The following is a 19,700-nucleotide window of genomic DNA, read 5'->3' as shown; positions in this document are numbered from 1 at the left end:
CTTTCAGCTTCAAACCGATCCTCCAATGTCTACGACCCTGCCCAGGCAATCGCCACCGTCAAAGGTACGTGACGGCATGCACGATCTACGTGTCATGCGTTACGGCTTCCTGTTGCTCGAGAACTTTTCCCTGATTGCGCTTGGCTCCGCGATTGATCCACTTCGGATTGCCAACATGATCGTAGGACGGCGTGTATACGACTACAGCCTGATCGGACCAGGCGACGAGTTTGTTCCGTCGAGTGACGGTATCCGCGTGGTCACGGACGTCTCGATGGCGGACAGCGCGCCTTTTGACGTGGTGTTCGTTGTCGGGCCGAATCCCATTCCGAAAAGGGGAATTGGTGCAGTGGTGGACTGGCTGCGCAGGCAGGCGGGAAAGGGGGCGGCTCTTGGCGGGCTCGACACCGGCAGCTACTTTCTGGCGCGTGCCGGATTGCTGAATGGATACCGTTGCACGATTCACTGGGAAGACCAGGACGTATTGATGGAGCAGTTTCCAAAGCTGACGGTTTCAACGCGGCTATTCGAAATCGACCGGGATCGCTATACCTGCAGCGGTGGCGTGGCACCGCTCGACTTGATGGTGCATCTGCTGGCGAATCCGCCGGGCAGCCAGGCACTCGCGGCACGTGTTCTCGAATTGCTGGTCGCGGAACCGCGCAGCCGCGAATATCGTCAGCAGACTTCGTTACGTCAATATATCGGCGCGGAGCATGAGAAACTCGACGAGGCATTGCAAATCATGGAAAGCAACGTCGAAGAGCCGCTTGCCGTGCCGGAGATTGCGTCTCATCTGCGTGTCTCGCAGCGGCAGCTCCAGCGCTGGTTTCAGGAGCGTCTGGGCAAGTCCCCCGCCGAGGCGTACCTCGAGATTCGTCTTCTGCGCGCCCGGCAACTTCTGTACCGCACGGCAGCCCCGCTCGAGGAAGTGTGCGCGCGCACCGGTTTCACGTCCACGACACACTTTGCCACGCGCTACAAGGCGCAATTCCAGATCTCCCCGATCGCTGACCGGCGTCGCTATCAGAACGCGCTGTAGCCATTCTGGCATCGCGGCCGGATACTACGGCCGCAAGCCAGCGAGCGATTTCATGGTTAACCCGATTTGGCCAATTCGGGAACGACGTTGTCCATTTCGGAAATTCTCAAAATTCCCGAACTTCTACCATCTGCTCACACCCACCACGCTTTTTCACCCAGGAGCGAGCACATGAAGATGGAGAACCTGATTCGAATCGAGAATGGCGAGAAGGTGAAGCACACCTTTTCCGATGCGGAGTACGCAACCCGTCAACGCAAGCTGCGCGAGTTGATGGCGCGCGAGAATATCGACGCCGTGCTTTTCACGTCGTATCACAACATCAACTACTACTCGGACTTTCTCTACTGCTCGTTTGGCAGAAAGTACGGTCTCGTGGTTACGCCGTCCAAAGTGGTTTCGATCTCGGCCAACATCGACGGCGGTCAACCGTGGCGACGCACGGTCGGCGACTACAACGTGGTCTACACGGACTGGCAGCGCGACAACTTCTTTCGCGCCGTGCAGGGCGAGATCGACAACAAGGGCCGTGTGGGCATCGAGTTCGATCATGTCCCCGTCGAAGTATTGTCGAAACTGAAGGCGGCACTCCCGTCGGTCGAGTTTGTTGACATCGGCGCCCAGACGATGCGCATGCGGATGATCAAGTCCGACGAAGAGATCGCGCTCATCAAGCATGGCGCGAACGTGTGCGATGTCGGCGGCGCGGCGCTCGCGGCGGCCGTGCACGAAGGCGTGCCCGAGCATGAGGTTGCGCTCGCCTCGACGCAGGCGATGGTGCGGGAAATTGCGCGTCGTTTTCCCGATTCGGAACTGATGGACACATGGACGTGGTTTCAGTCGGGCATCAATACGGATGGCGCACACAATCCGGTTACCACGCGCAAGGTGCAAAAGGGCGACATCCTCAGCCTGAACTGTTTCTCGATGATCGCTGGCTATTACACCGCGCTGGAGCGCACGATGTTCTTTGACCACTGCCCGGACGAGCACCTGCGTCTCTGGAAAGCTAACGTCGAAGTACACGAAGCCGGCCTGAAGCTGATCAAGCCGGGCGCGCGCTGCAGCGATATCGCCCAGGAACTCAACAAGATCTACGCGGAATACGGGCTGCTGCAGAACCGGACATTCGGCTATGGCCACTCGTTCGGCGTGCTGTCCCACTACTACGGCCGCGAGGCAGGGCTCGAACTGCGTGAAGACATCGACACCGTGCTGGAGCCGAACATGGTTGTTTCGATGGAGCCGATGATCATGATCCCTGTGGGTCTGCCGGGTGCCGGCGGCTATCGCGAGCACGACATCCTCGTGGTTGGCGAGAAAGGCGCCACCAACATCACCGCCTTCCCGTACGGCCCCGAACACAACATCATCAAGGCCTGATCAGGCTATCGCCGCCCGTGGCGCAGCCCGCGGGCGCTTATTGACAGCAACCATCTTGCATTGGACCGGAGCCAGTACTTTGGCTGGGATCCGGGGAGCGCGCTTGAGCGCGAACCCGGGTCGACAGCCAAAGCGCCGGCTCCGAATCGACAGGAGACGCCAGCGTGTTTTCCAGGGAACAAACCATCGCCGGATTCGATCCGGATCTCGCGGAAGCGATGCGCCTCGAGCGCGCGCGCCAGGAAGCGCATATCGAGCTGATCGCATCGGAGAACTACACGAGCCCGCGCGTGCTCGAGGCACAGGGCTCGGTGCTGACCAACAAGTACGCGGAGGGCTATCCCGGCAAGCGCTACTATGGCGGCTGTGAGCACGTCGATGTGGTCGAGCAGCTGGCGATTGCGCGTGCCAAGGCCCTATTCGGCGCGGATTTCGCGAACGTGCAGCCGCATAGCGGATCGCAGGCCAACGCGGCCGTGTACCTTGCCTTGCTCTCGCCGGGCGACACGATTCTCGGCATGAGCCTCGCTCACGGCGGACACCTCACGCATGGTGCCAAGGTTTCGTTCTCCGGAAAAATCTTCAACGCCATCCAATATGGCGTCGACGCCAGCACCGGCCTGATCGATTACGACGAGGTCGAGCAGCTTGCGCTCGAGCATCGTCCGCGCATGATCGTGGCAGGGTTCTCCGCGTACTCACGCGTCCTCGATTTCGCGCGCTTTCGCGCTATTGCCGACAAGGTGGGGGCCATCCTCTTCGTGGACATGGCGCACGTCGCCGGTCTCGTCGCGGCGGGCCTGTATCCGAACCCGGTGCCGTTTGCCGACGTGGTGACCACCACCACGCACAAGACGCTGCGCGGCCCGCGCGGTGGCCTGATTCTCGGGCGCGCCAACACGGATATCGAGAAAAAGCTCAATGCGACAGTGTTTCCGGGCACACAGGGCGGTCCGCTGATGCACGTGATTGCCGCCAAGGCCGTTGCATTCAGGGAGGCGCAAAGCGCCGAATTCAAGGCTTACCAGGCGCAGACGCTCGCCAATGCACGGGCCATGGTGGAAGTATTCATCGCGCGCGGCTACGAGGTCGTATCCGGCGGCACCGACGACCACCTCTTTCTTGTCAGTCTCGTGGCAAAGGGCATGACCGGCAAGGACGCGGATGCTGCGCTCGGTCGCTCGCATATCACCGTCAACAAGAATGCCGTGCCCAACGACCCGCAATCGCCTTTCGTTACGAGCGGAATCCGTATCGGTACTCCCGCGATCACCACTCGCGGATTCAACGAGGACGACGCCGCAATGACGACGCGACTGATCTGTGAGGTGCTCGATCACCTGGGCGACGCGCAGGTGGAAGGCCGTGTGCGTGACGAGGTGGCGAAGCTGTGCGCGCGGTATCCGGTCTATCAGGGTCTGTGAGGACGCCATGAACGTGAGCACCTTCGACCTGTTCAAGATCGGCATCGGTCCATCCAGTTCGCACACCGTGGGACCGATGATCGCCGCGTGCAAGTTTGCCGGACGTTTGCGCGATCGTTCCGTGCTTGCTCGTCTGGGCTCGATGCGTATCGAGCTGTTTGGATCGCTTGGTGCAACCGGCAAGGGGCACGGTACCGACAAGGCGGTACTACTCGGTCTCGAGGGCAACCTGCCCGATACGATCGATCCCGACTATGCGGAACAGCGCCTCGCCGCCATCCGCGCGGCGAAGGAACTCGACCTGGCGGGCGAGCGCCGCATCGCCTTCGACGAAAAGACGCAGATTGCCTTTCTGCGGCGCGAGGTATTGCCGCTGCATCCCAATGGCATGCGCTTTACGGCGCTCGATACGAACGGATCGGTGCTCGATACTCAGGCGTACTACTCGGTGGGCGGCGGCTTTGTGGTCAACGATGCCGGGGAGCGGCTCAATGGCCTGCCGGGCACCGACGACGTGCCGTATCCGTTCCGGACCGGCGTGGATCTGTTGCGGCTGTGCGGCGAAAGCGGCCTGTCGATCGCCGATGTGATGATGGCCAATGAGTGCACGTGGCGCTCGCCCGATGCCGTGCGCGCGGGCCTTCTGACGATTCGCGACGTGATGGCGGCATCGATTGCACGCGGCTGTGCGATCGAAGGCACGCTGCCCGGTCCGCTTAAAGTGCGGCGGCGCGCTTCCGCGGTCTTTCAGCAATTGAAGGCGCAGTCGGAAGAGTGCCTGCGCGACCCGCTTTCGATGATCGACTGGATCAATCTCTACGCGATGGCCGTGAACGAGGAGAACGCGGCGGGCGGGCGAATTGTCACCGCACCGACCAACGGCGCGGCTGGGATCATCCCGGCCGTGCTGCAGTACTACACCAAGTTCGTGCCGGGCTCCGACGATGACGGCGCAGTGACGTTTCTTCTGACTGCCGCCGCGATCGGCCTGCTTTACAAGGAGAACGCGTCGATATCCGGCGCAGAGGTGGGGTGTCAGGGCGAGGTGGGCGTGGCCTGTTCGATGGCAGCGGGCGCGCTCGCTGCCGTGATGGGCGGCACGCCCGAGCAGGTGGAAAACGCCGCTGAAATCGGCATGGAGCACAACCTGGGCATGACCTGCGATCCCGTAGGTGGCCTCGTGCAGATTCCGTGCATCGAGCGCAATGCGATGGGCGCGGTAAAGGCCGTCAACGCGGCCCGCATGGCGCTCAGGGGCAACGGCAAGCACTACGTTTCGCTCGACAAGGTCATCAAGACGATGCGCGAGACCGGCGCGGACATGAAAACGAAATACAAGGAAACATCGCGCGGGGGCCTCGCGGTCAACGTGATCGAATGCTGAGGGAGGACACCATGAGCCACTATTCGATATTCAGTCTGTTCCGCAACGGGTTGTCGTATCACGAGAACTGGGAGCGGCAGTGGAGGAGCCCCGAGCCGAAGAAGGAGTACGACGTCGTGATCGTCGTCGGCGGCGGGCACGGTCTCGCCACCGCGTACTACCTCGCGAAAGAGCACGGCGTGAAGAACGTCGCGATTCTGGAGAAGGGCTGGATCGGCGGCGGCAACACGGCGCGCAACACCACCATCGTGCGCTCGAACTATCTGTGGGACGAGTCGGCGGCGCTGTATGAGAAGGCCATGAAGCTCTGGGAAGGGCTCTCGCAGGACCTGAACTACAACGTGATGTTCAGCCAGCGCGGCGTGATGAATCTCGCGCACAACCTGCAGGACGTGCGCGACACCGAGCGCCGCGTGAACGCGAACCGCCTGAACGGCGTGGACGCCGAGTTCCTCACGCCCGAGCAGATCAAGGAGATCGAGCCCACGATCAACCTGAACAGCCGCTATCCGGTGCTGGGCGCATCCATTCAGCGTCGCGCCGGCGTGGCGCGCCACGATGCGGTGGCCTGGGGCTTCGCGCGCGGCGCGGACCGTCACGGTGTGGACATCATCCAGAATTGCCAGGTCACGGGCATCCGCCGCGATGGCGGGCGCGTGACCGGCGTGGATACCGTGAAGGGCTTCATCAAGGCGAAGAAGGTGGCGGTGGTGGCCGCGGGCAACACCACCACGCTCGCCGACATGGCCGGCATCCGCCTGCCGATCGAAAGCCATCCGCTGCAGGCGCTGGTTTCCGAGCCCATCAAGCCGGTGGTCAACTCGGTCATCATGTCGAACGCGGTGCACGCGTACATCAGCCAGTCCGACAAGGGCGACCTCGTGATCGGCGCGGGCGTCGACCAGTACACGGGCTTTGGCCAGCGCGGCAGCTATCACATCATCGAAGGCACGCTGCAGGCCATCGTCGAAATGTTCCCGGTGTTCTCGCGCGTGCGCATGAACCGCCAGTGGGGCGGCATCGTCGACGTTTCGCCCGACGCCTGCCCGATCATCAGCAAGACCGACGTGAAGGGCCTCTATTTCAACTGCGGCTGGGGCACCGGCGGCTTCAAGGCGACGCCGGGCTCGGGCTGGGTGTTCGCGCACACCATCGCGAACGACGAACCGCATCCGCTCAACGCGCCGTTCGCACTGGACCGTTTCTATAACGGCCATCTGATCGACGAGCACGGCGCAGCTGCCGTGGCGCACTGATTACGCACCTGAAACAGGAGAAGACATTATGTTGCTGATCGAATGCCCATGGTGCGGGCCGCGCGCCGAACTCGAATTCACCTGCGGCGGCGAGGCGGACATCGCGCGGCCGCTGGACACCGACAAGCTGAGCGACCGCGAATGGGGCGAGTACCTGTTCATGCGCGATAACCCGCGCGGCGTGCACAAGGAGCAGTGGCTGCACACGCAGGGCTGCCGGCGCTGGTTCAAGGTGACGCGCGACACCGTCAGTTACGACATTCAGGGTTACGAAACGTTTGGCGACGCCGGCTCGGCGGTGAACGTCCAGGCCAGGGCGCAACAAGGCGCACAACAAGGCGCACAACAAGGCACGCAGGGGAGCAAGCAGCGATGAGCCAGAAGAACCGTCTCGGCGCCGGCGGGCGCATCAACCGCGCGATTCCGCTGAGCTTCACGTTCAACGGCCGCACCTATCAGGGCTATCAGGGCGACACGCTCGCCTCGGCGCTGCTGGCCAACGACGTGCACTTCGTCGCGCGCAGCTTCAAGTACCACCGCCCGCGCGGCATCGTGACCGCCGATGTGGCCGAGCCGAATGCCGTGGTGCAGCTCGAGCGCGGCGCGTACACCGTGCCGAACGCGCGCTCGACCGAAATCGAGCTTTATCAGGGGCTCGTGGCGACCAGCGTGAACGCGGAGCCGGACCTCGAGCACGACCGCATGGCGATCAACCAGAAGTTCTCGCGCTTCCTGCCGGCGGGCTTCTACTACAAGACCTTCATGTGGCCGCGTAAATTCTGGCCGAAGTACGAAGAGAAGATCCGCGAGGCCGCGGGTCTGGGCAAGGCGCCTGAAGTGCGCGACGGCGACCGCTACGACAAGTGCTTCGCGCATTGCGACGTGCTGGTGGTCGGCGGCGGCCCCACGGGCCTGCTGGCGGCGCACACGGCGGGCCGTGCCGGCGCGCGCGTGATCCTCGTCGACGACCAGCGCGAACTGGGCGGCAGCCTGCTGTCGTGCAAGAGCGAGATCGACGGCCGCCCCGCCATCCAGTGGGTCGAAAAGATCGAGGCGGAACTCGCGGCCATGCCGGACGTGAAGATCCTCTCGCGCAGCACGGCCTTCGGCTACCAGGATCACAACCTCGTGACCGTCACGCAGCGCCTGACCGAGCATCTGCCGGTCTCGACGCGCAAGGGCACGCGCGAACTGCTCTGGAAGATCCGCGCGAAGCGCGTGATTCTCGCCACCGGCGCGCACGAGCGTCCCATCGTGTTCGGCAACAACGATCTGCCGGGCGTCATGATGGCCTCGGCGGTGTGCACCTACATTCATCGCTATGGCGTGCTGCCGGGCCGCAAGGTCGTGGTGTTCGCGAACAACGACGCGGGCTACCGCTGCGCGCTCGACGTGAAGGCCTGCGGCGCGGAAGTCACGGTGGTCGATTCGCGTGCGCAGGGCAAGGGCGCGCTGCAGGACGCTGCGCGCCGCCAGGGCGTGAAGATCATGAACAACGCGGCCATCATGGCTGCGCACGGCAAGCTGCGCGTGAACTCGGTCGAGGTGGTCGCGTATCAGAACGGCCAGACCGGCGCGAAGCTGGCTGACCTGCCGTGCGATCTGGTGGCGATGTCGGGCGGCTTCAGCCCGGTGCTGCACCTGTTCGCGCAGTCGGGCGGCAAGGCGCACTGGAACGATGCGAAGGCCTGCTTCACGCCGGGCAAGCGCATGCAGCAGGAAGTGAGCGTGGGCGCGGCAGTGGGCGAATTCAGCCTGGCACGCGGCCTGACCCAGGCCGTCGACGCCGGCATCGATGCGACGAAGTCGCTCGGCTTCAAGGTGACGCGTCCGCAGGTGCCGAAGGCCGCCGAGATCACCGAAACGCCGTTGCAGCCGCTGTGGCTCGTGGGCAGCCGCAAGGCCGCGCCGCGCGGACCGAAGCAGTTCGTCGACTTCCAGAACGACGTGGCCGCATCGGACATCCTGCTTGCGGCGCGCGAAGGCTTCGAGTCGGTCGAGCACGTGAAGCGCTACACGGCCATGGGCTTCGGCACCGATCAGGGCAAGCTCGGCAACATCAACGGCATGGCGATCCTCGCGGATGCGCTCGGCAAGACGATTCCGGAAACCGGCACGACCACGTTCCGCCCGAACTACACGCCCGTGACGTTCGGCACCGTGGCGGGCCGCGAACTGGGCGACTTCCTCGACCCGATCCGCAAGACCTGCATTCACGAGTGGCACGAAGAGAACGGCGCGCTGTTCGAGGACGTGGGCAACTGGAAGCGCCCCTGGTACTACCCGAAGAAGGGCGAGGACATGCACGCGGCGCTCAGGCGCGAGTGCCTCGCGGTGCGCAACAGCGTGGGCATTCTCGATGCGTCGACGCTCGGCAAGATCGACATCCAGGGCCCGGACGCCGCGAAACTGCTCAACTGGGTCTACACGAATCCGTGGCTCAAGCTCGAAGTGGGCAAGTGCCGCTACGGCCTGATGCTCGACGAGAACGGCATGGTGTTCGACGACGGCGTGACCGTGCGCCTCGGAGCGCAGCACTACATGATGACGACCACCACGGGTGGCGCGGCGCGCGTGCTCACGTGGCTCGAACGCTGGCTGCAGACCGAGTGGCCCGACATGAAGGTGCGTCTGTCTTCGGTGACCGATCACTGGGCGACCTTCGCCGTGGTGGGCCCGAAGAGCCGCAAGGTGCTGCAGAAGGTGTGCAGGGACATCGACTTCGACAACGCCGCGTTCCCGTTCATGTCGTATCGCAACGGCACCGTTGCGGGCGTGAAGTCGCGCGTCATGCGCATCAGCTTCTCGGGTGAGCTGGCCTATGAAGTGAACGTGCCGGCCAACGCGGGCCGCGCAGTGTGGGAAGCGATCATGGCCGCGGGCGCCGAGTTCAACATCACGCCGTACGGCACGGAAACGATGCACGTGCTGCGCGCGGAGAAGGGTTACATTATCGTCGGCCAGGACACCGACGGTTCGGTCACGCCGTTCGACCTGGGCATGGGCGGGCTGGTTTCGCAGACCAAGGACTTCCTGGGGCGCCGCTCGCTCAAGCGCTCGGACACCGCGAAGGACGGGCGCAAGCAGTTCGTCGGACTCCTGACCGACGATGCGAAGTTCGTGCTGCCCGAAGGCGGCCAGATCGTGGACGTGAATGCGCAGCAGAGGGCCGACGGCACCACGCCGATGCTGGGCCACGTGACGTCGAGCTACTACAGCCCGATTCTCGACCGCTCGATCGCACTGGCGGTCGTGAAGGGCGGCCACAACAAAACCGGCGAATACGTCGCGATCTCGATGGCCGATGGCCGGCGCGTGAAGGCGAAGATTGCCAGCCCGATTTTCTATGACACTGAAGGGGTGCGTCAGAATGTTGAATGAAACGATGGATACGGCGCCCCTTGCGGAGCGCGCAGCAGCGGCGGTGCGGCTCGAGTCGCCTTTCGTCGGCGTGGCCGGGCTCATCAAGGCCCAGGAGGGCCGCGCGCCGAAGGGCTTCACCCTGCGTGAGCTGCCGTTCCGCGATCTGGTGAACGTGCGCGGCGAACTGAGCGATCCGGCGTTCGTGGACGGGTTTGCCCAGGTGGTCGGCTGCCAGCCGCCCTCGACGCCCAACACGGTCGCGCGCGGCAACGGCTACGACGTGCTGTGGCTCGGCCCCGACGAATGGCTCGTGCGCTCGGACGCGGCGGTGCAGGCCGGCGTGCTCGAAGCGAAGCTCGCGCCCGCATTCGGCGAGGCGTACGCGGCTGCCGTGGACGTGGGCAGCGGCTACACGGTGGTGGAGATCGACGGCGCGCGCACGCGCGAGCTGCTCTCGCGCGGCTGCCCGCTCGACCTGCATCCGGGGCTGTTCAAGGAAGGGCAGTGCGCGCAGAGCGTGTTCTTCAAGGCCTCGATCGTGCTGGTTCCGATGGGCGGTGAGCGCTTCGAGATCGTCGTGCGCCGCAGCTTCGCGGATTACTTCTGCCGCATCATGCTCGACGCCACGGCGTCGCTTGCATCATGAAGATCGTCGACGGAACCTTCGATCCGGCGCCCGCACCGTTCGATGCGCCGGCGGCGCGCGATGTGCCGCCCTCGCGCGGCCGCGGCTGGAGCGTGTTCGTCGAGGGCCTGAGCGTGCCCGCGCGCATCGGCATTCATGCGCACGAGCATGGCCAGCCGCAGCCGCTCGTGATCGATGCGCAACTGGGCTATCGCTCGATGCCGAAGGAAGAGAGCGACTGGATCGATTACGAGCGCTATTGCGCGCGCATTGCGGAGTTTCTCGCGAAGAAGCCGCATACGCGGCTGCTCGAAACGCTGGTGGCCGATATTGCGGCGCTTTCGTTTCGCGAGTGGCCCGCGCTCGATACGCTCACGATCGAAGTGCACAAGCCGAAGATCCGGCCCGGCACGCAGCGCATCGGCGTGTCGCTCGAATGGACGCGCGCCGATTATCTGCAGTGGAGCACATGCAAGCGTGACTGATACGGAAAAAACACGGCACTCAATCGATGTGCCAATCACGGGGGGGAAATCATGAACTGGTCTTCTGATGACGTGACCGATAGCACGTGCCGCTTTATCCTGAACGTGACCTGCGCCAGCGCGCAGGGCCAGGTGGCGGCTGTCGTCGGTTTGCTCGACGGATTTGGCTGCTATATCGACGAATTCTCGGTTTTCGACGATCCGCAGACCACCCGCTTCTTCGTGCGCTGCGAGTTTCATGTTCCTGCGCCGAGACGCCTTGGCCTCGAGACGCTATCAGAAGCCTTTGCGCCGCTTGCACGCCAGCACGCTTTCGAGTGGGCCATCTTCGACGCACGCGTGAAGCCAAAGGTGCTGATGCTCGTCTCGCGGCTCGATCACTGCCTGGTGGATCTGCTGCATCGTTGGCGCATCAATGAATTGCCGATCGATATTGTGGGCGTGGTGTCCAATCATCGCGATCTGGAGCCCATGGTGCGATCTCATGGGATCGAGTTTCATCACCTTCCCGTGACCACTGAAACGAAATCCATACAGGAGCAGGCGCTCGTCTCACTAATCGAGCGCACGGGAACCGAGCTGGTGGTGCTCGCCCGCTACATGCAGGTCCTGAGCGCCGCGCTATGCGCACGTCTTGCGGGCCGGGCGATCAACATTCATCATTCGTTCCTGCCGGGTTTCAAAGGCGCGCGGCCCTATCATCAGGCCTATACGCGCGGGGTCAAGCTGATTGGGGCCACTGCGCACTTCGTGACCGGAGATCTCGACGAAGGGCCCATCATTGAGCAGGTGGTGGAGCGCGTGGATCACACTTACACACCGGAGCGGCTGCTCGCGGCGGGCCGCGACATGGAGCGCGCCGCGCTCGCCCGGGCCGTGCAGGGCTTTATCGAGCGGCGCATCTTTATTCACGAAGGGCGAACGGTTGTCCTGCGCTAGCGCTCCGGTGCGCAGGATTTTCTGGCACTATTCCGGGCGGTGCGGGCGACCGGCGAGTGCTCGGGCGCCCGGTCTGGACCGTGCGTGACGGGGCAACTGGAATACGGAGATCCCGACCTGGATGCAGTCGAATACCGACAACCGGACTGCCGGACGTATCGAGGCGGCGCCGGCACCTCTCGAGGATAGCGAGTCGTTTGCGCCGCTCTGGCTGGCTATGCGCCTGTCGCTGGGCAGCGCGATGGCCCTGGGTTTCGTGCGCTTTTCCTATGCTTTGCTCCTGCCGGCGATGAAGGCCGACCTGGGATGGAGTTTCGCCCAGGCCGGCGCGATGAACACATCCAACGCGGTGGGTTATCTGATCGGCGCGGTCATGTTCCCCTGGCTCGCCCGCCATCGAGCGTCCAGCACGCTGTTCGTTGCGGGCGCATATGCGGTGATCGTGCTGACGGTGTTGTGTGGTCTCGTTTCCGGCACGTCCCTGCTGCTCGCGCAGCGGCTCGTGGCTGGCGTCGGCAGCGCGTTCATCTTTATCAGCGGCGGTGTCTTGGCGGCGCGGCTCGCGACAGCCGTGCCGCGCCGTGGCGGACTGATCCTGGGCCTCTATTACGGCGGGACAGGATACGGCATCGTATTGTCGTCCATTCTCGTGCCGGCCACGGTGCGTACCGGGCTGCACGGCTGGCAGCCCGCATGGTTCGCGCTGGCTGCCGCATGTGCGGCCTGCACGCTGCTTGCACGAGGCGCCGCCCGCCGCATCGATGCAGCGGGCGCGGCCATCGCGAGTGCGCGAGGATGCACGCCCACGCAGCGAACCGCGTGGTGGCGCTACGGTCCCGCACTGGGCGGATACGGCCTCTTTGGCGTGGGATATATCGGCTACATGACGTTCATCGTTGCGCTGTTGCGCAGCGAAGGCATGAGCCAGGGCGTCGTCTGCGCGTTCTATATCGCGTTGGGAGTGGCAACGGTCGCCTCGGCACGCATCTGGTCGCGCTTTCTGGACCGCACGCATGGCGGCCTCGCGCTGGCGACGTTCAATGCGCTACTGGGCCTCGCGACGCTGATGCCGGCCATGTTCGCACACCCTCTGGCGGCGGCTATTTCGGGTGTGATCTTCGGCTCGACATTACTTTCCGCAGTGGCCTCGACGACCGCATTCGTGCGACACAATCTTCCGTCTGACGAATGGACGCGCGGCATCAGCGCGTTCACGATCGTGTTCGCGTTCGGCCAGATCGCCGGGCCGGTTGCGATCGGCTGGGTCTCCGATAATGCGAGTCTCACGCGCGGGCTCGTCTATTCTTCGGCAGTTCTGCTCGTTGGCGCGCTACTGGCAGCGTGCCAGCGTCCGCTCGATCGCCACGCCTGATCGGATCGGCCGCTTGCTTACGCGTTGAACGCAGGCCCCCCGACTCACTTCCTTCACACCATAAGTGCGTAAGCGCGGCAACGCCGCCTTTGAAGCGCATTGCCGCGTGTGTCTTTGTGCCATGATGCCGCCGCGTGCCGCGAGGAATTCTCCCGGGGTGTTTACCCTCGATGTCGAATGCAGAAAGCCGCTTGTCCGATAAAGATATTTTCCATTGGTGGCAACTTCTACTATTCCCTTGAACCCGCGCAATTCTCAGCACTCGACGGCGCCCGAAGCGGTAACGGTCGAGGCGGAATTTCGTGTTCGTTGGAGCGAACCAGCAGAACCATTGGAGACTTGGATGAGTACCAGAAAAGCGGTGCCGAGCTGCCTTGCGGCGGCCAGTGAGTGGAAGGCGGACGAAGTGGCAGGGCGCAGTGATAATAGAGCTGATGCAGGGCTATTAAAGCGGGCGGCACTCGCGAGCTTCATCGGCAATTTTGTCGAGTGGTTCGACTACGCTTCGTATGGCTATCTTGCAACCATCATTGCGGTGATGTTCTTTCCGAAAAGCGACTCGATGACAGGACTGCTCGCGGCCTACGGCGTATTCGCGGTCTCGTTCATCGTGCGTCCGCTGGGCGGCGTGGTCTGGGGGCATTTCGGGGACAGGCATGGGCGCAGGGCCGCGCTATCGCTGTCGATTCTGATCATGTCGTGTTCGACCTTCCTGATCGCGTTCCTGCCCACCTATGCCCAGGTCGGCATGATTGCACCCACATTGCTGCTGCTGGTGCGCGTCGTACAGGGCTTTTCAGCCTCGGGCGAATATGCGGGTGCGTCTGCGTTTCTCGCGGAATTCGCCCCCCCGGGCAAGCGCGGCGTGTACACGAGCATTGTGCCGGCGAGCACGGCTGCCGGCCTGCTGTTCGGCTCGGTATTCGTCGCCGTGATGCACGCGATGCTTACCACGCAGCAACTGCATGATTTTGGCTGGCGTTTGCCGTTCCTGCTCGCGGCACCTTTCGGGCTGGTCGGACGCTACATCCGGCTGAAGCTCGAAGACACGCCGAAGTTCAAGGCACTCGAAGGATCGCACGACCTGGCCAAGGCGCCTGTGACCGAGTTGCTGACCCGCCATCGCGGCAAGATGCTCATCGCGTTCGGGGTGACCTGCCTGAATGCCGTAGCGTTCTATCTGGTGCTGAGCTACATGCCGACCTACCTGTCGACGGAAATGGGTATGAGCGAAACGGCGTCGTTCGTGGCCGCGACCATTTCGCTCGCGGCATACATCGGGCTGATTTTCCTGATGGGCGCGCTGTCCGACCGTGTCGGCCGCAAGACCATGCTGATTGGGGCATCGGTCTTGTTCGCACTGCTCACGGTGCCGCTGTTCAAGGGACTAGCCGGCGCGAGCTTCATGACCATTGTGCTGATCCAGATTGCGTTCGGCGCGTTGCTCACGCTCAATGACGGCACCTTGCCGTGCTTTCTGTCCGAGATGTTCCCAACGCGCGTGCGCTACAGCGGCTTCGCCTTCTGCTTCAACGCCGCCAACGCGATCTTTGGCGGTACTGCGCCGCTGGTCGCCACCTGGCTGATCGCTACGACCGGCAGCAAACTCGCGCCAGCGTGGTACCTCGTGGGCGCTGCTGGCGTCGCGCTAGTAGCCATGCTGGCGAGCAGCGAAACCTCCCGGTTGCCGCTGGCCGACGATTGATGAGGATGCGCAAACCATTCTCGTTCTGATTGGTGCACAGGAGCAGCATGGCCCACATGTCAATGAACCTGGACGTGCTGCTGCACCCGGCGATTTCAGAATAGGTGGCGCGCAGGCGCGGCACGATAGCTGCCGCCCGCAATCGCTACCGCTACAAGTCGCAGCAAAAAGGGCGGAGGCGGCAATCATCTTTGTGGCGCCACGAGCCCGGACGGCCATGCGCGTTCCGTAACGGTTAAGAATGAAGGTGAACGCAAAGTATGCGCTGACACCTGCCTTCAGGTGTCCGGAGAATATACCTACACGAACGGTGCCTACAACCGTTTTACACCGGGGTGGAACATGGGCATGATCCAATGCGAGTATGCCGTTAGCAAGCGTACCGATCTTTACCGCACAGCCATGCTTGCCTGGTAGATTTCGGCGATCGCACTTTCCGCACGCCATCGGCTCGGCGGGCGTGATACCGAATGGAATATACCAAGGGCATTGTAACGAAGACGTAGGCGGCGCTGTAAAAATCGCGGGGCTCGCGCCGGTTGCGCCGCTCCATGGACGTCGCCCACTAGTCAGCTTGCGCATGTCTCGACGGCGTCACGCGAACGGTATCGACGTCAATGGTTCTGGTTCGCGACAAGTTCGCCGGCTAATCTGGCGGCACCGCTGGCATGCAGGTTGCGGACTATTCCTGAGACAGGGAGCGGTATCGTGCCCGGCGGAAAGAAAGGAGGCTTTATGCAGGCGATCGGAAAGACCCGGTGGGCCATCGCGGAAGGCTACTTGCCGCGGTATGGCTCGGGTGACCGGCCCGAATTGAGGAGCCATGAGACGGCGTGCATCTTGAATGCCGGCGAGCAAGACGCGCACATCAAGGTGACCGTGTTGTTCAAGGATCGTGAACCGGCCGGCCCATACTTTATTACGGTGCCTGCAAGAAGAGCGCTGCATATGCGTTTTAACGATCTTCGCGAACCTGAGTCTATTCCAACCGGTACGGAGTACGCGAACGTGTTCGAGTCGGATGTGCCGGTGGTCGTGCAGCACACGCGCCTGGATTCTCGCCAGGCTGAATTGGCACTGCTATCCAGCATCGCCTTCGGGAGCGATTGATGACGCGCTGGTTTTGAAGCCGTATGGCACGCAGGATGCGAAAAGCGGCTTTTTCACAACCGCGGCAGATGTGAACATCATGTCTACGAATCCGAAGCTCCGCCGCTGGCGCAACGTGGCGCGATTCGCGGTTTCCCGATCCGCGGATTACGGGCAGTTGTTTGTGATTGAGTTGGCGGAAACTCGCCTGCGGATTGTTCGCGAAGTGCTCGCCGTCATCGCCCTTATCGTCAGCGGTCTCTTGACGTTGTCGTTTTTCTGTCTCGCAGCCATAGCGTCCGCCTGGCACACGCGCTATTTCCTCTTCGTGGCATGGGGCATCGCGATTGCCTGGCTGGCCGCCTCACTGGCGGCGCTCATGGTCGTGCGCGCGCAGAAGCCGGCGCAAGCATTCTCTATTCTGGAGCGGGAACTGCGCGCTGATATCGAAACGCTCAGGGAGGCGCTCAAGTGAAACGTGGTCTGCGCAAACTGCACGAACGTGAAGCGCTCGTGCTAGCCAGAATGGAGCTGACACGTGCGCAATTGCTTGCTGCAAACAAGGGTTTAGGTTCCAGGGAGCGCGCAAGAGAGAGCGAAAACTCGCTGACATTTTCGAAACTCAGTCGTGCCTTGATTGCGACGCCAGATATTGCGCTGCTTGGCTCCATTATGATTGGATCACTGCTGATCGGGCCGAGGCGCGTCTTGCCGACCGTAGTGAGGACAGGGCTGACCGCGTGGATTGCGCGTCAAGTCCGGGCTGCCATCGCGCGCTGATCAAAACGGCAGGCACCTGTCTGTCGCGCTTCTCGCAGGATGTCCAATATTCGCGGGCGGGCTAACCGCACTAACGCTGGTGCACGCGATACCGCGAGTCCGCACACCAAACATGGCTGGCTGTCGCGGCTGGCGTGCCGCGGGGCATACAGATTGCGATAGTTCCCGTATTCTCTGAGATTCTTTCGGGGCCGGAGTCACGCGATGAAAGGACGGGCTGAACATCGTGCCGCCCGCAGCCACTCGAGCCTTAGGTTTTGTTGGTGCGTTGCGTTGGACGCGGTCGAGCGCTTTGGCAGTGACCGCTGTTCGATGCTCGCCGCCAGCATCGGATTCTTTTCGGCTTTCTCGCTCGCCCCAACGTTGATCATCGTGCTCGCCATCGCGGGGCGGGTACTCGGCGCGGATGCAGCTCGCGGCAGGCTCTTTGACCAGATCCACGATATTCTGGGAAATGACGCAGCGGCGGCCATTCAAGCAATCGTCGAGCACGCGCACCGCTCCGGCCAGGGGGGCTTCGCAGCTCTCGTTTCCCTGGTGCTGCTGGCTATCGGTGCGTCCGCGACGTTCACCTCGCTGAACTCGGCGCTCGACGTCGTTTTCGATGAGTTGGCGCTCAAGAACCGCAGCAGCGTCACGATGCTCATCCGGGCTCGCCTGATGTCGTTGGGCATGGTCATGGGAGTGGGTTTTCTGCTCGTCGTCTCCCTCGTGCTTGATGCGGCGGTCCAGTGGATCGGGGATCATCTGTTCGGCGATTCTCCCCTCGCCGTCATCGCTCAGCTGGCTCAGGCGGCGCTCACGCTAGTCGTTCTGGCCGCCGCCTTTGCTGCGTTGATGAAATTCATGCCAGACGCAAGGGTACCGACCAGACATGCAATATGGGGCGGTGTTGTGGCTGCCGTGCTGTTCTCTATCGGCCGCCATGTTTTCGGCCTGTATCTCGCTCGTGCCGGAACGGCAAACGAATTCGGAGCGGCCGGCTCGCTTGCGGTCCTGATGATGTGGCTGTATTTTTCGGCGGTGACGTTCTTGCTGGGAGCCGAGCTCTCTGCATCCATTGGACGTGAAGGCCGCAAGCGCGTGTCAAGCTGACGGGAGTGAATGGACATCGAGCGAATCTCTGGTGCGCGCGTCGCCCTTGCCGGCGGCGCGCGCCTGGAGATTACGACGTGCTGTCGAAATCGTTCTGTCCGGTCGCCCAGGCACGACGGTCACTGCATATGCTGACCACCGTTAATGGGGATATTCGCGCCAGTGACGAAGCTTGCATCGTCCGAGCACAGAAAGAGCACGAGCGCAGCGACTTCATCCGGATTGCCGAGGCGGCCCATCGGGATCTGCGGGATGATTTTCGTGTCGAGAATCTCCTGCGGAATGGCGGTGACCATCTTCGTCGCGAGGTAGCCCGGCGAGATCGTGTTCACCGTCACGCCCTTGCGGGCGACTTCCAGCGCGAGCGCTTTTGTGAAGCCGTGCATCCCCGCCTTTGCCGCCGAATAGTTCGTCTGGCCCACGGCGCCTTTGGAACCGTTCACCGACGAGATGTTGATGATGCGGCCCCAGCCGTGCTCGATCATACCGTCACACAGCGGCTTCGAGATGTTGAAGATGGAGTCCAGGTTCGTGCGCAAGACTGCATCCCAATTGACCTTGTCCATTTTTTTGAAAGTCATGTCGCGCGTGATGCCGGCATTGTTGACCAGAATGTCGACGGCGCCGACTTCGTCCTTGATCTTCTGCGCGCCACGCTGACATGAGTCGTAGTCGGCGACATCGATGGAATACGCGTGGAATTGGCGGCCCGTTTTCTGCATTCTGGCCAGCCAGTCCTTTGCGCCGGCGTTGTCCGGCGAGTGGGTGACGACGACCTTGTAGCCTGCGTCGTAGAGTCGTACGCTGATGGCCTCTCCGAGACCGCCCATTCCGCCCGTTATCAATGCAATACGATTAGTCATCCTGTCTACCTGAGAGAAATGAGATTTAAAAAATCAGGTGGTGCCTGGCCAGCGGTCACCCCTTCTGGCCAGGCCCTCCGCCTTCGGACACTGGGCGAAGATCACGCGGGTAAGATCGCGCGGCTAATGGTGTCCCTCTCGCTTAAACCCGCTCGACCGCAAGCGCCACACGCATGCCACCGCCAATGCACAGTGAGGCCAGACCGGGCTTTGCATCACGACGCGACATCTCGTGCAGCAGCGTCACCAAAATGCGGCAGCCCGATGCACCAATCGGGCGTCCAATCGCAATCGCGCCACCGTTCACGTTGATCTTCGACGTGTCCTAGCCCACCTGTTTGTTCACGACCCGGGCCTGCGCCGCTAACGCCTCGTAGATCTCCATGAGATCTACGGCCGCCGCGCCGTCGTTGAGACCGGATGCATTGGCCGCAGTCACCGAGCCTTCCCTCGAGAAAGCAGGTTTCAGGCCAGCGAGCGATTCCGCCGTCACACCTTCGCACGAACGAGTGGAGTACGAGCGGAATTCGTCCGAGCAAGTCGGCCGGCCGTCTGTTGTTCAACCCTTGCGCGTTATGGCCTGAGGCAGTGATACACCATCAAGGGTCGCGCGCGAACGGTGTACGCCGGACGCGAGCTTTCGAGGGCGGCAAGTTGTTGCTCGAACAGTGTATCGAGCGCTTCGCGGTTCAGATCGATCTGGTCAGGCGAGGCCTTGACCAGCATGAGTGCCGCGAATTTGTGAGGGCCAGGCATCACTGTCTCCTTCGAATTCCTGATAGTTGTTTGCGTGGTCTGTCTGCCACGCTGCCAGGCGATCACGCAGGCCGAGAGAAGACCTTAACAAAGAATCAGTGAAAGAGTATCTACAGGAAGGCGTCCGTAAGTGACAATT

18 protein-coding genes and 2 pseudogenes are annotated in these 19,700 nt (G+C 62.6%); 17 read left to right on the top strand and 3 right to left on the bottom strand.

Going from position 1 to position 19,700, the window contains the following annotated elements:
* The first annotated feature begins 25 nt into the window (after positions 1–25).
* The 17 genes and pseudogenes from PWP93_RS26215 (at position 26) to PWP93_RS26135 (ending at position 17,942) form a co-directional block, all read left to right on the top strand.
* Complete coding sequence (locus PWP93_RS26215) at positions 26–1,042, top strand: GlxA family transcriptional regulator (protein ID WP_421046640.1); 1,017 nt, start codon at positions 26–28, stop codon at positions 1,040–1,042.
* A 171-nt stretch (positions 1,043–1,213) separates the two neighbouring features.
* On the top strand, positions 1,214–2,425 hold the full coding sequence (locus PWP93_RS26210) for a M24 family metallopeptidase (RefSeq protein ID WP_421046639.1): 1,212 nt from the start codon (positions 1,214–1,216) through the stop codon (positions 2,423–2,425).
* A gap of 164 nt (positions 2,426–2,589) precedes the next feature.
* The gene (gene glyA, locus PWP93_RS26205; RefSeq protein WP_421046638.1) at positions 2,590–3,849 is read left to right on the top strand and encodes a serine hydroxymethyltransferase; all 1,260 of its coding nucleotides are present in this window, start codon (positions 2,590–2,592) and stop codon (positions 3,847–3,849) included.
* A 7-nt stretch (positions 3,850–3,856) separates the two neighbouring features.
* Positions 3,857–5,233: an L-serine ammonia-lyase gene (locus PWP93_RS26200; RefSeq protein ID WP_421046637.1), complete on the top strand. Its 1,377-nt coding sequence runs from the start codon at positions 3,857–3,859 to the stop codon at positions 5,231–5,233.
* Between the two features lie 11 nt (positions 5,234–5,244).
* On the top strand, positions 5,245–6,489 hold the full coding sequence (locus tag PWP93_RS26195) for a sarcosine oxidase subunit beta family protein (RefSeq protein ID WP_421046636.1): 1,245 nt from the start codon (positions 5,245–5,247) through the stop codon (positions 6,487–6,489).
* Between the two features lie 28 nt (positions 6,490–6,517).
* Entirely contained in the window at positions 6,518–6,865 is a 348-nt protein-coding gene (locus PWP93_RS26190; RefSeq protein ID WP_421046635.1) for a sarcosine oxidase subunit delta, read from the top strand.
* Positions 6,862–9,870, top strand: coding sequence for a sarcosine oxidase subunit alpha family protein (locus tag PWP93_RS26185; protein ID WP_421046634.1), 3,009 nt, complete (start codon positions 6,862–6,864; stop codon positions 9,868–9,870). Before PWP93_RS26190 ends, PWP93_RS26185 begins: the two co-directional genes overlap by 4 nt.
* Complete coding sequence (locus PWP93_RS26180; protein WP_421046633.1) at positions 9,860–10,498, top strand: sarcosine oxidase subunit gamma; 639 nt, start codon at positions 9,860–9,862, stop codon at positions 10,496–10,498. Before PWP93_RS26185 ends, PWP93_RS26180 begins: the two co-directional genes overlap by 11 nt.
* Positions 10,495–10,962, top strand: a complete 468-nt coding sequence (locus tag PWP93_RS26175) for a dihydroneopterin aldolase (RefSeq protein ID WP_421042759.1) — start codon at positions 10,495–10,497, stop codon at positions 10,960–10,962. The genes PWP93_RS26180 and PWP93_RS26175 overlap by 4 nt, the downstream gene beginning before the upstream one ends.
* 51 nt (positions 10,963–11,013) lie before the next feature.
* Positions 11,014–11,901 carry a formyltetrahydrofolate deformylase gene (gene purU / locus PWP93_RS26170; protein ID WP_421046632.1) on the top strand — a complete coding sequence of 296 codons (888 nt, stop codon included), beginning with the start codon at positions 11,014–11,016 and terminating at the stop codon, positions 11,899–11,901.
* A 121-nt stretch (positions 11,902–12,022) separates the two neighbouring features.
* Positions 12,023–13,273, top strand: a complete 1,251-nt coding sequence (locus tag PWP93_RS26165; protein WP_421046631.1) for a YbfB/YjiJ family MFS transporter — start codon at positions 12,023–12,025, stop codon at positions 13,271–13,273.
* A gap of 343 nt (positions 13,274–13,616) precedes the next feature.
* Positions 13,617–14,978, top strand: a complete 1,362-nt coding sequence (locus PWP93_RS26160) for an MFS transporter (RefSeq protein WP_421046630.1) — start codon at positions 13,617–13,619, stop codon at positions 14,976–14,978.
* A 244-nt stretch (positions 14,979–15,222) separates the two neighbouring features.
* Positions 15,223–15,371, top strand: a pseudogene (locus tag PWP93_RS26155) (porin); the annotation flags it as partial.
* Positions 15,372–15,713: 342 nt separating this feature from the next.
* Positions 15,714–16,088 (top strand): sensory rhodopsin transducer, encoded by a 375-nt coding sequence (locus tag PWP93_RS26150; protein ID WP_421046629.1) that lies wholly within the window; start codon positions 15,714–15,716, stop codon positions 16,086–16,088.
* A gap of 79 nt (positions 16,089–16,167) precedes the next feature.
* Entirely contained in the window at positions 16,168–16,542 is a 375-nt protein-coding gene (locus PWP93_RS26145) for a phage holin family protein (protein ID WP_421046628.1), read from the top strand.
* Positions 16,539–16,847: a hypothetical protein gene (locus tag PWP93_RS26140; RefSeq protein WP_421046627.1), complete on the top strand. Its 309-nt coding sequence runs from the start codon at positions 16,539–16,541 to the stop codon at positions 16,845–16,847. Before PWP93_RS26145 ends, PWP93_RS26140 begins: the two co-directional genes overlap by 4 nt.
* Positions 16,848–17,120: 273 nt before the next feature.
* Positions 17,121–17,942 carry a YihY/virulence factor BrkB family protein gene (locus PWP93_RS26135; protein ID WP_421046626.1) on the top strand — a complete coding sequence of 274 codons (822 nt, stop codon included), beginning with the start codon at positions 17,121–17,123 and terminating at the stop codon, positions 17,940–17,942.
* 119 nt (positions 17,943–18,061) lie between these two features.
* Here PWP93_RS26135 and phbB read toward each other — a convergent pair whose 3' ends face one another.
* The 3 genes and pseudogenes from phbB to PWP93_RS26120 form a co-directional block, all read right to left on the bottom strand.
* The gene (phbB, locus tag PWP93_RS26130; protein WP_421046625.1) at positions 18,062–18,805 is read right to left on the bottom strand and encodes an acetoacetyl-CoA reductase; all 744 of its coding nucleotides are present in this window, start codon (positions 18,803–18,805) and stop codon (positions 18,062–18,064) included.
* A 142-nt stretch (positions 18,806–18,947) separates the two neighbouring features.
* A pseudogene (locus PWP93_RS26125) lies at positions 18,948–19,301 on the bottom strand (acetyl-CoA C-acetyltransferase); the annotation flags it as partial.
* Positions 19,302–19,378: 77 nt separating this feature from the next.
* Positions 19,379–19,561, bottom strand: a complete 183-nt coding sequence (locus PWP93_RS26120) for a hypothetical protein (RefSeq protein WP_421046624.1) — start codon at positions 19,559–19,561, stop codon at positions 19,379–19,381.
* Between the last annotated feature and the right edge of the window lie 139 nt (positions 19,562–19,700).

The organism is Paraburkholderia sp. A1RI-2L (assembly GCF_048957375.1).
Taxonomy (GTDB): Bacteria; Pseudomonadota; Gammaproteobacteria; order Burkholderiales; family Burkholderiaceae; genus Paraburkholderia.
This window is presented reverse-complemented; position numbering and strand designations above follow the sequence as displayed.

Excerpts from the sequence above, each read along its gene's own strand:
- PWP93_RS26120 (WP_421046624.1), bottom strand. The coding sequence starts at position 19,561 with ATGCCTGGCCCTCACAAATTCGCGGCACTCATGCTGGTCAAGGCCTCG.
- PWP93_RS26210 (WP_421046639.1), top strand. The coding sequence starts at position 1,214 with ATGAAGATGGAGAACCTGATTCGAATCGAGAATGGCGAGAAGGTGAAG.
- PWP93_RS26175 (WP_421042759.1), top strand. The coding sequence starts at position 10,495 with ATGAAGATCGTCGACGGAACCTTCGATCCGGCGCCCGCACCGTTCGAT.
- PWP93_RS26150 (WP_421046629.1), top strand. The coding sequence starts at position 15,714 with ATGCAGGCGATCGGAAAGACCCGGTGGGCCATCGCGGAAGGCTACTTG.
- PWP93_RS26195 (WP_421046636.1), top strand. The coding sequence starts at position 5,245 with ATGAGCCACTATTCGATATTCAGTCTGTTCCGCAACGGGTTGTCGTAT.
- PWP93_RS26200 (WP_421046637.1), top strand. The coding sequence starts at position 3,857 with ATGAACGTGAGCACCTTCGACCTGTTCAAGATCGGCATCGGTCCATCC.
- PWP93_RS26185 (WP_421046634.1), top strand. The coding sequence starts at position 6,862 with ATGAGCCAGAAGAACCGTCTCGGCGCCGGCGGGCGCATCAACCGCGCG.
- PWP93_RS26180 (WP_421046633.1), top strand. The coding sequence starts at position 9,860 with ATGTTGAATGAAACGATGGATACGGCGCCCCTTGCGGAGCGCGCAGCA.
- PWP93_RS26160 (WP_421046630.1), top strand. The coding sequence starts at position 13,617 with ATGAGTACCAGAAAAGCGGTGCCGAGCTGCCTTGCGGCGGCCAGTGAG.
- purU (WP_421046632.1), top strand. The coding sequence starts at position 11,014 with ATGAACTGGTCTTCTGATGACGTGACCGATAGCACGTGCCGCTTTATC.
- PWP93_RS26215 (WP_421046640.1), top strand. The coding sequence starts at position 26 with ATGTCTACGACCCTGCCCAGGCAATCGCCACCGTCAAAGGTACGTGAC.
- phbB (WP_421046625.1), bottom strand. The coding sequence starts at position 18,805 with ATGACTAATCGTATTGCATTGATAACGGGCGGAATGGGCGGTCTCGGA.
- PWP93_RS26165 (WP_421046631.1), top strand. The coding sequence starts at position 12,023 with ATGCAGTCGAATACCGACAACCGGACTGCCGGACGTATCGAGGCGGCG.
- PWP93_RS26145 (WP_421046628.1), top strand. The coding sequence starts at position 16,168 with ATGTCTACGAATCCGAAGCTCCGCCGCTGGCGCAACGTGGCGCGATTC.
- PWP93_RS26190 (WP_421046635.1), top strand. The coding sequence starts at position 6,518 with ATGTTGCTGATCGAATGCCCATGGTGCGGGCCGCGCGCCGAACTCGAA.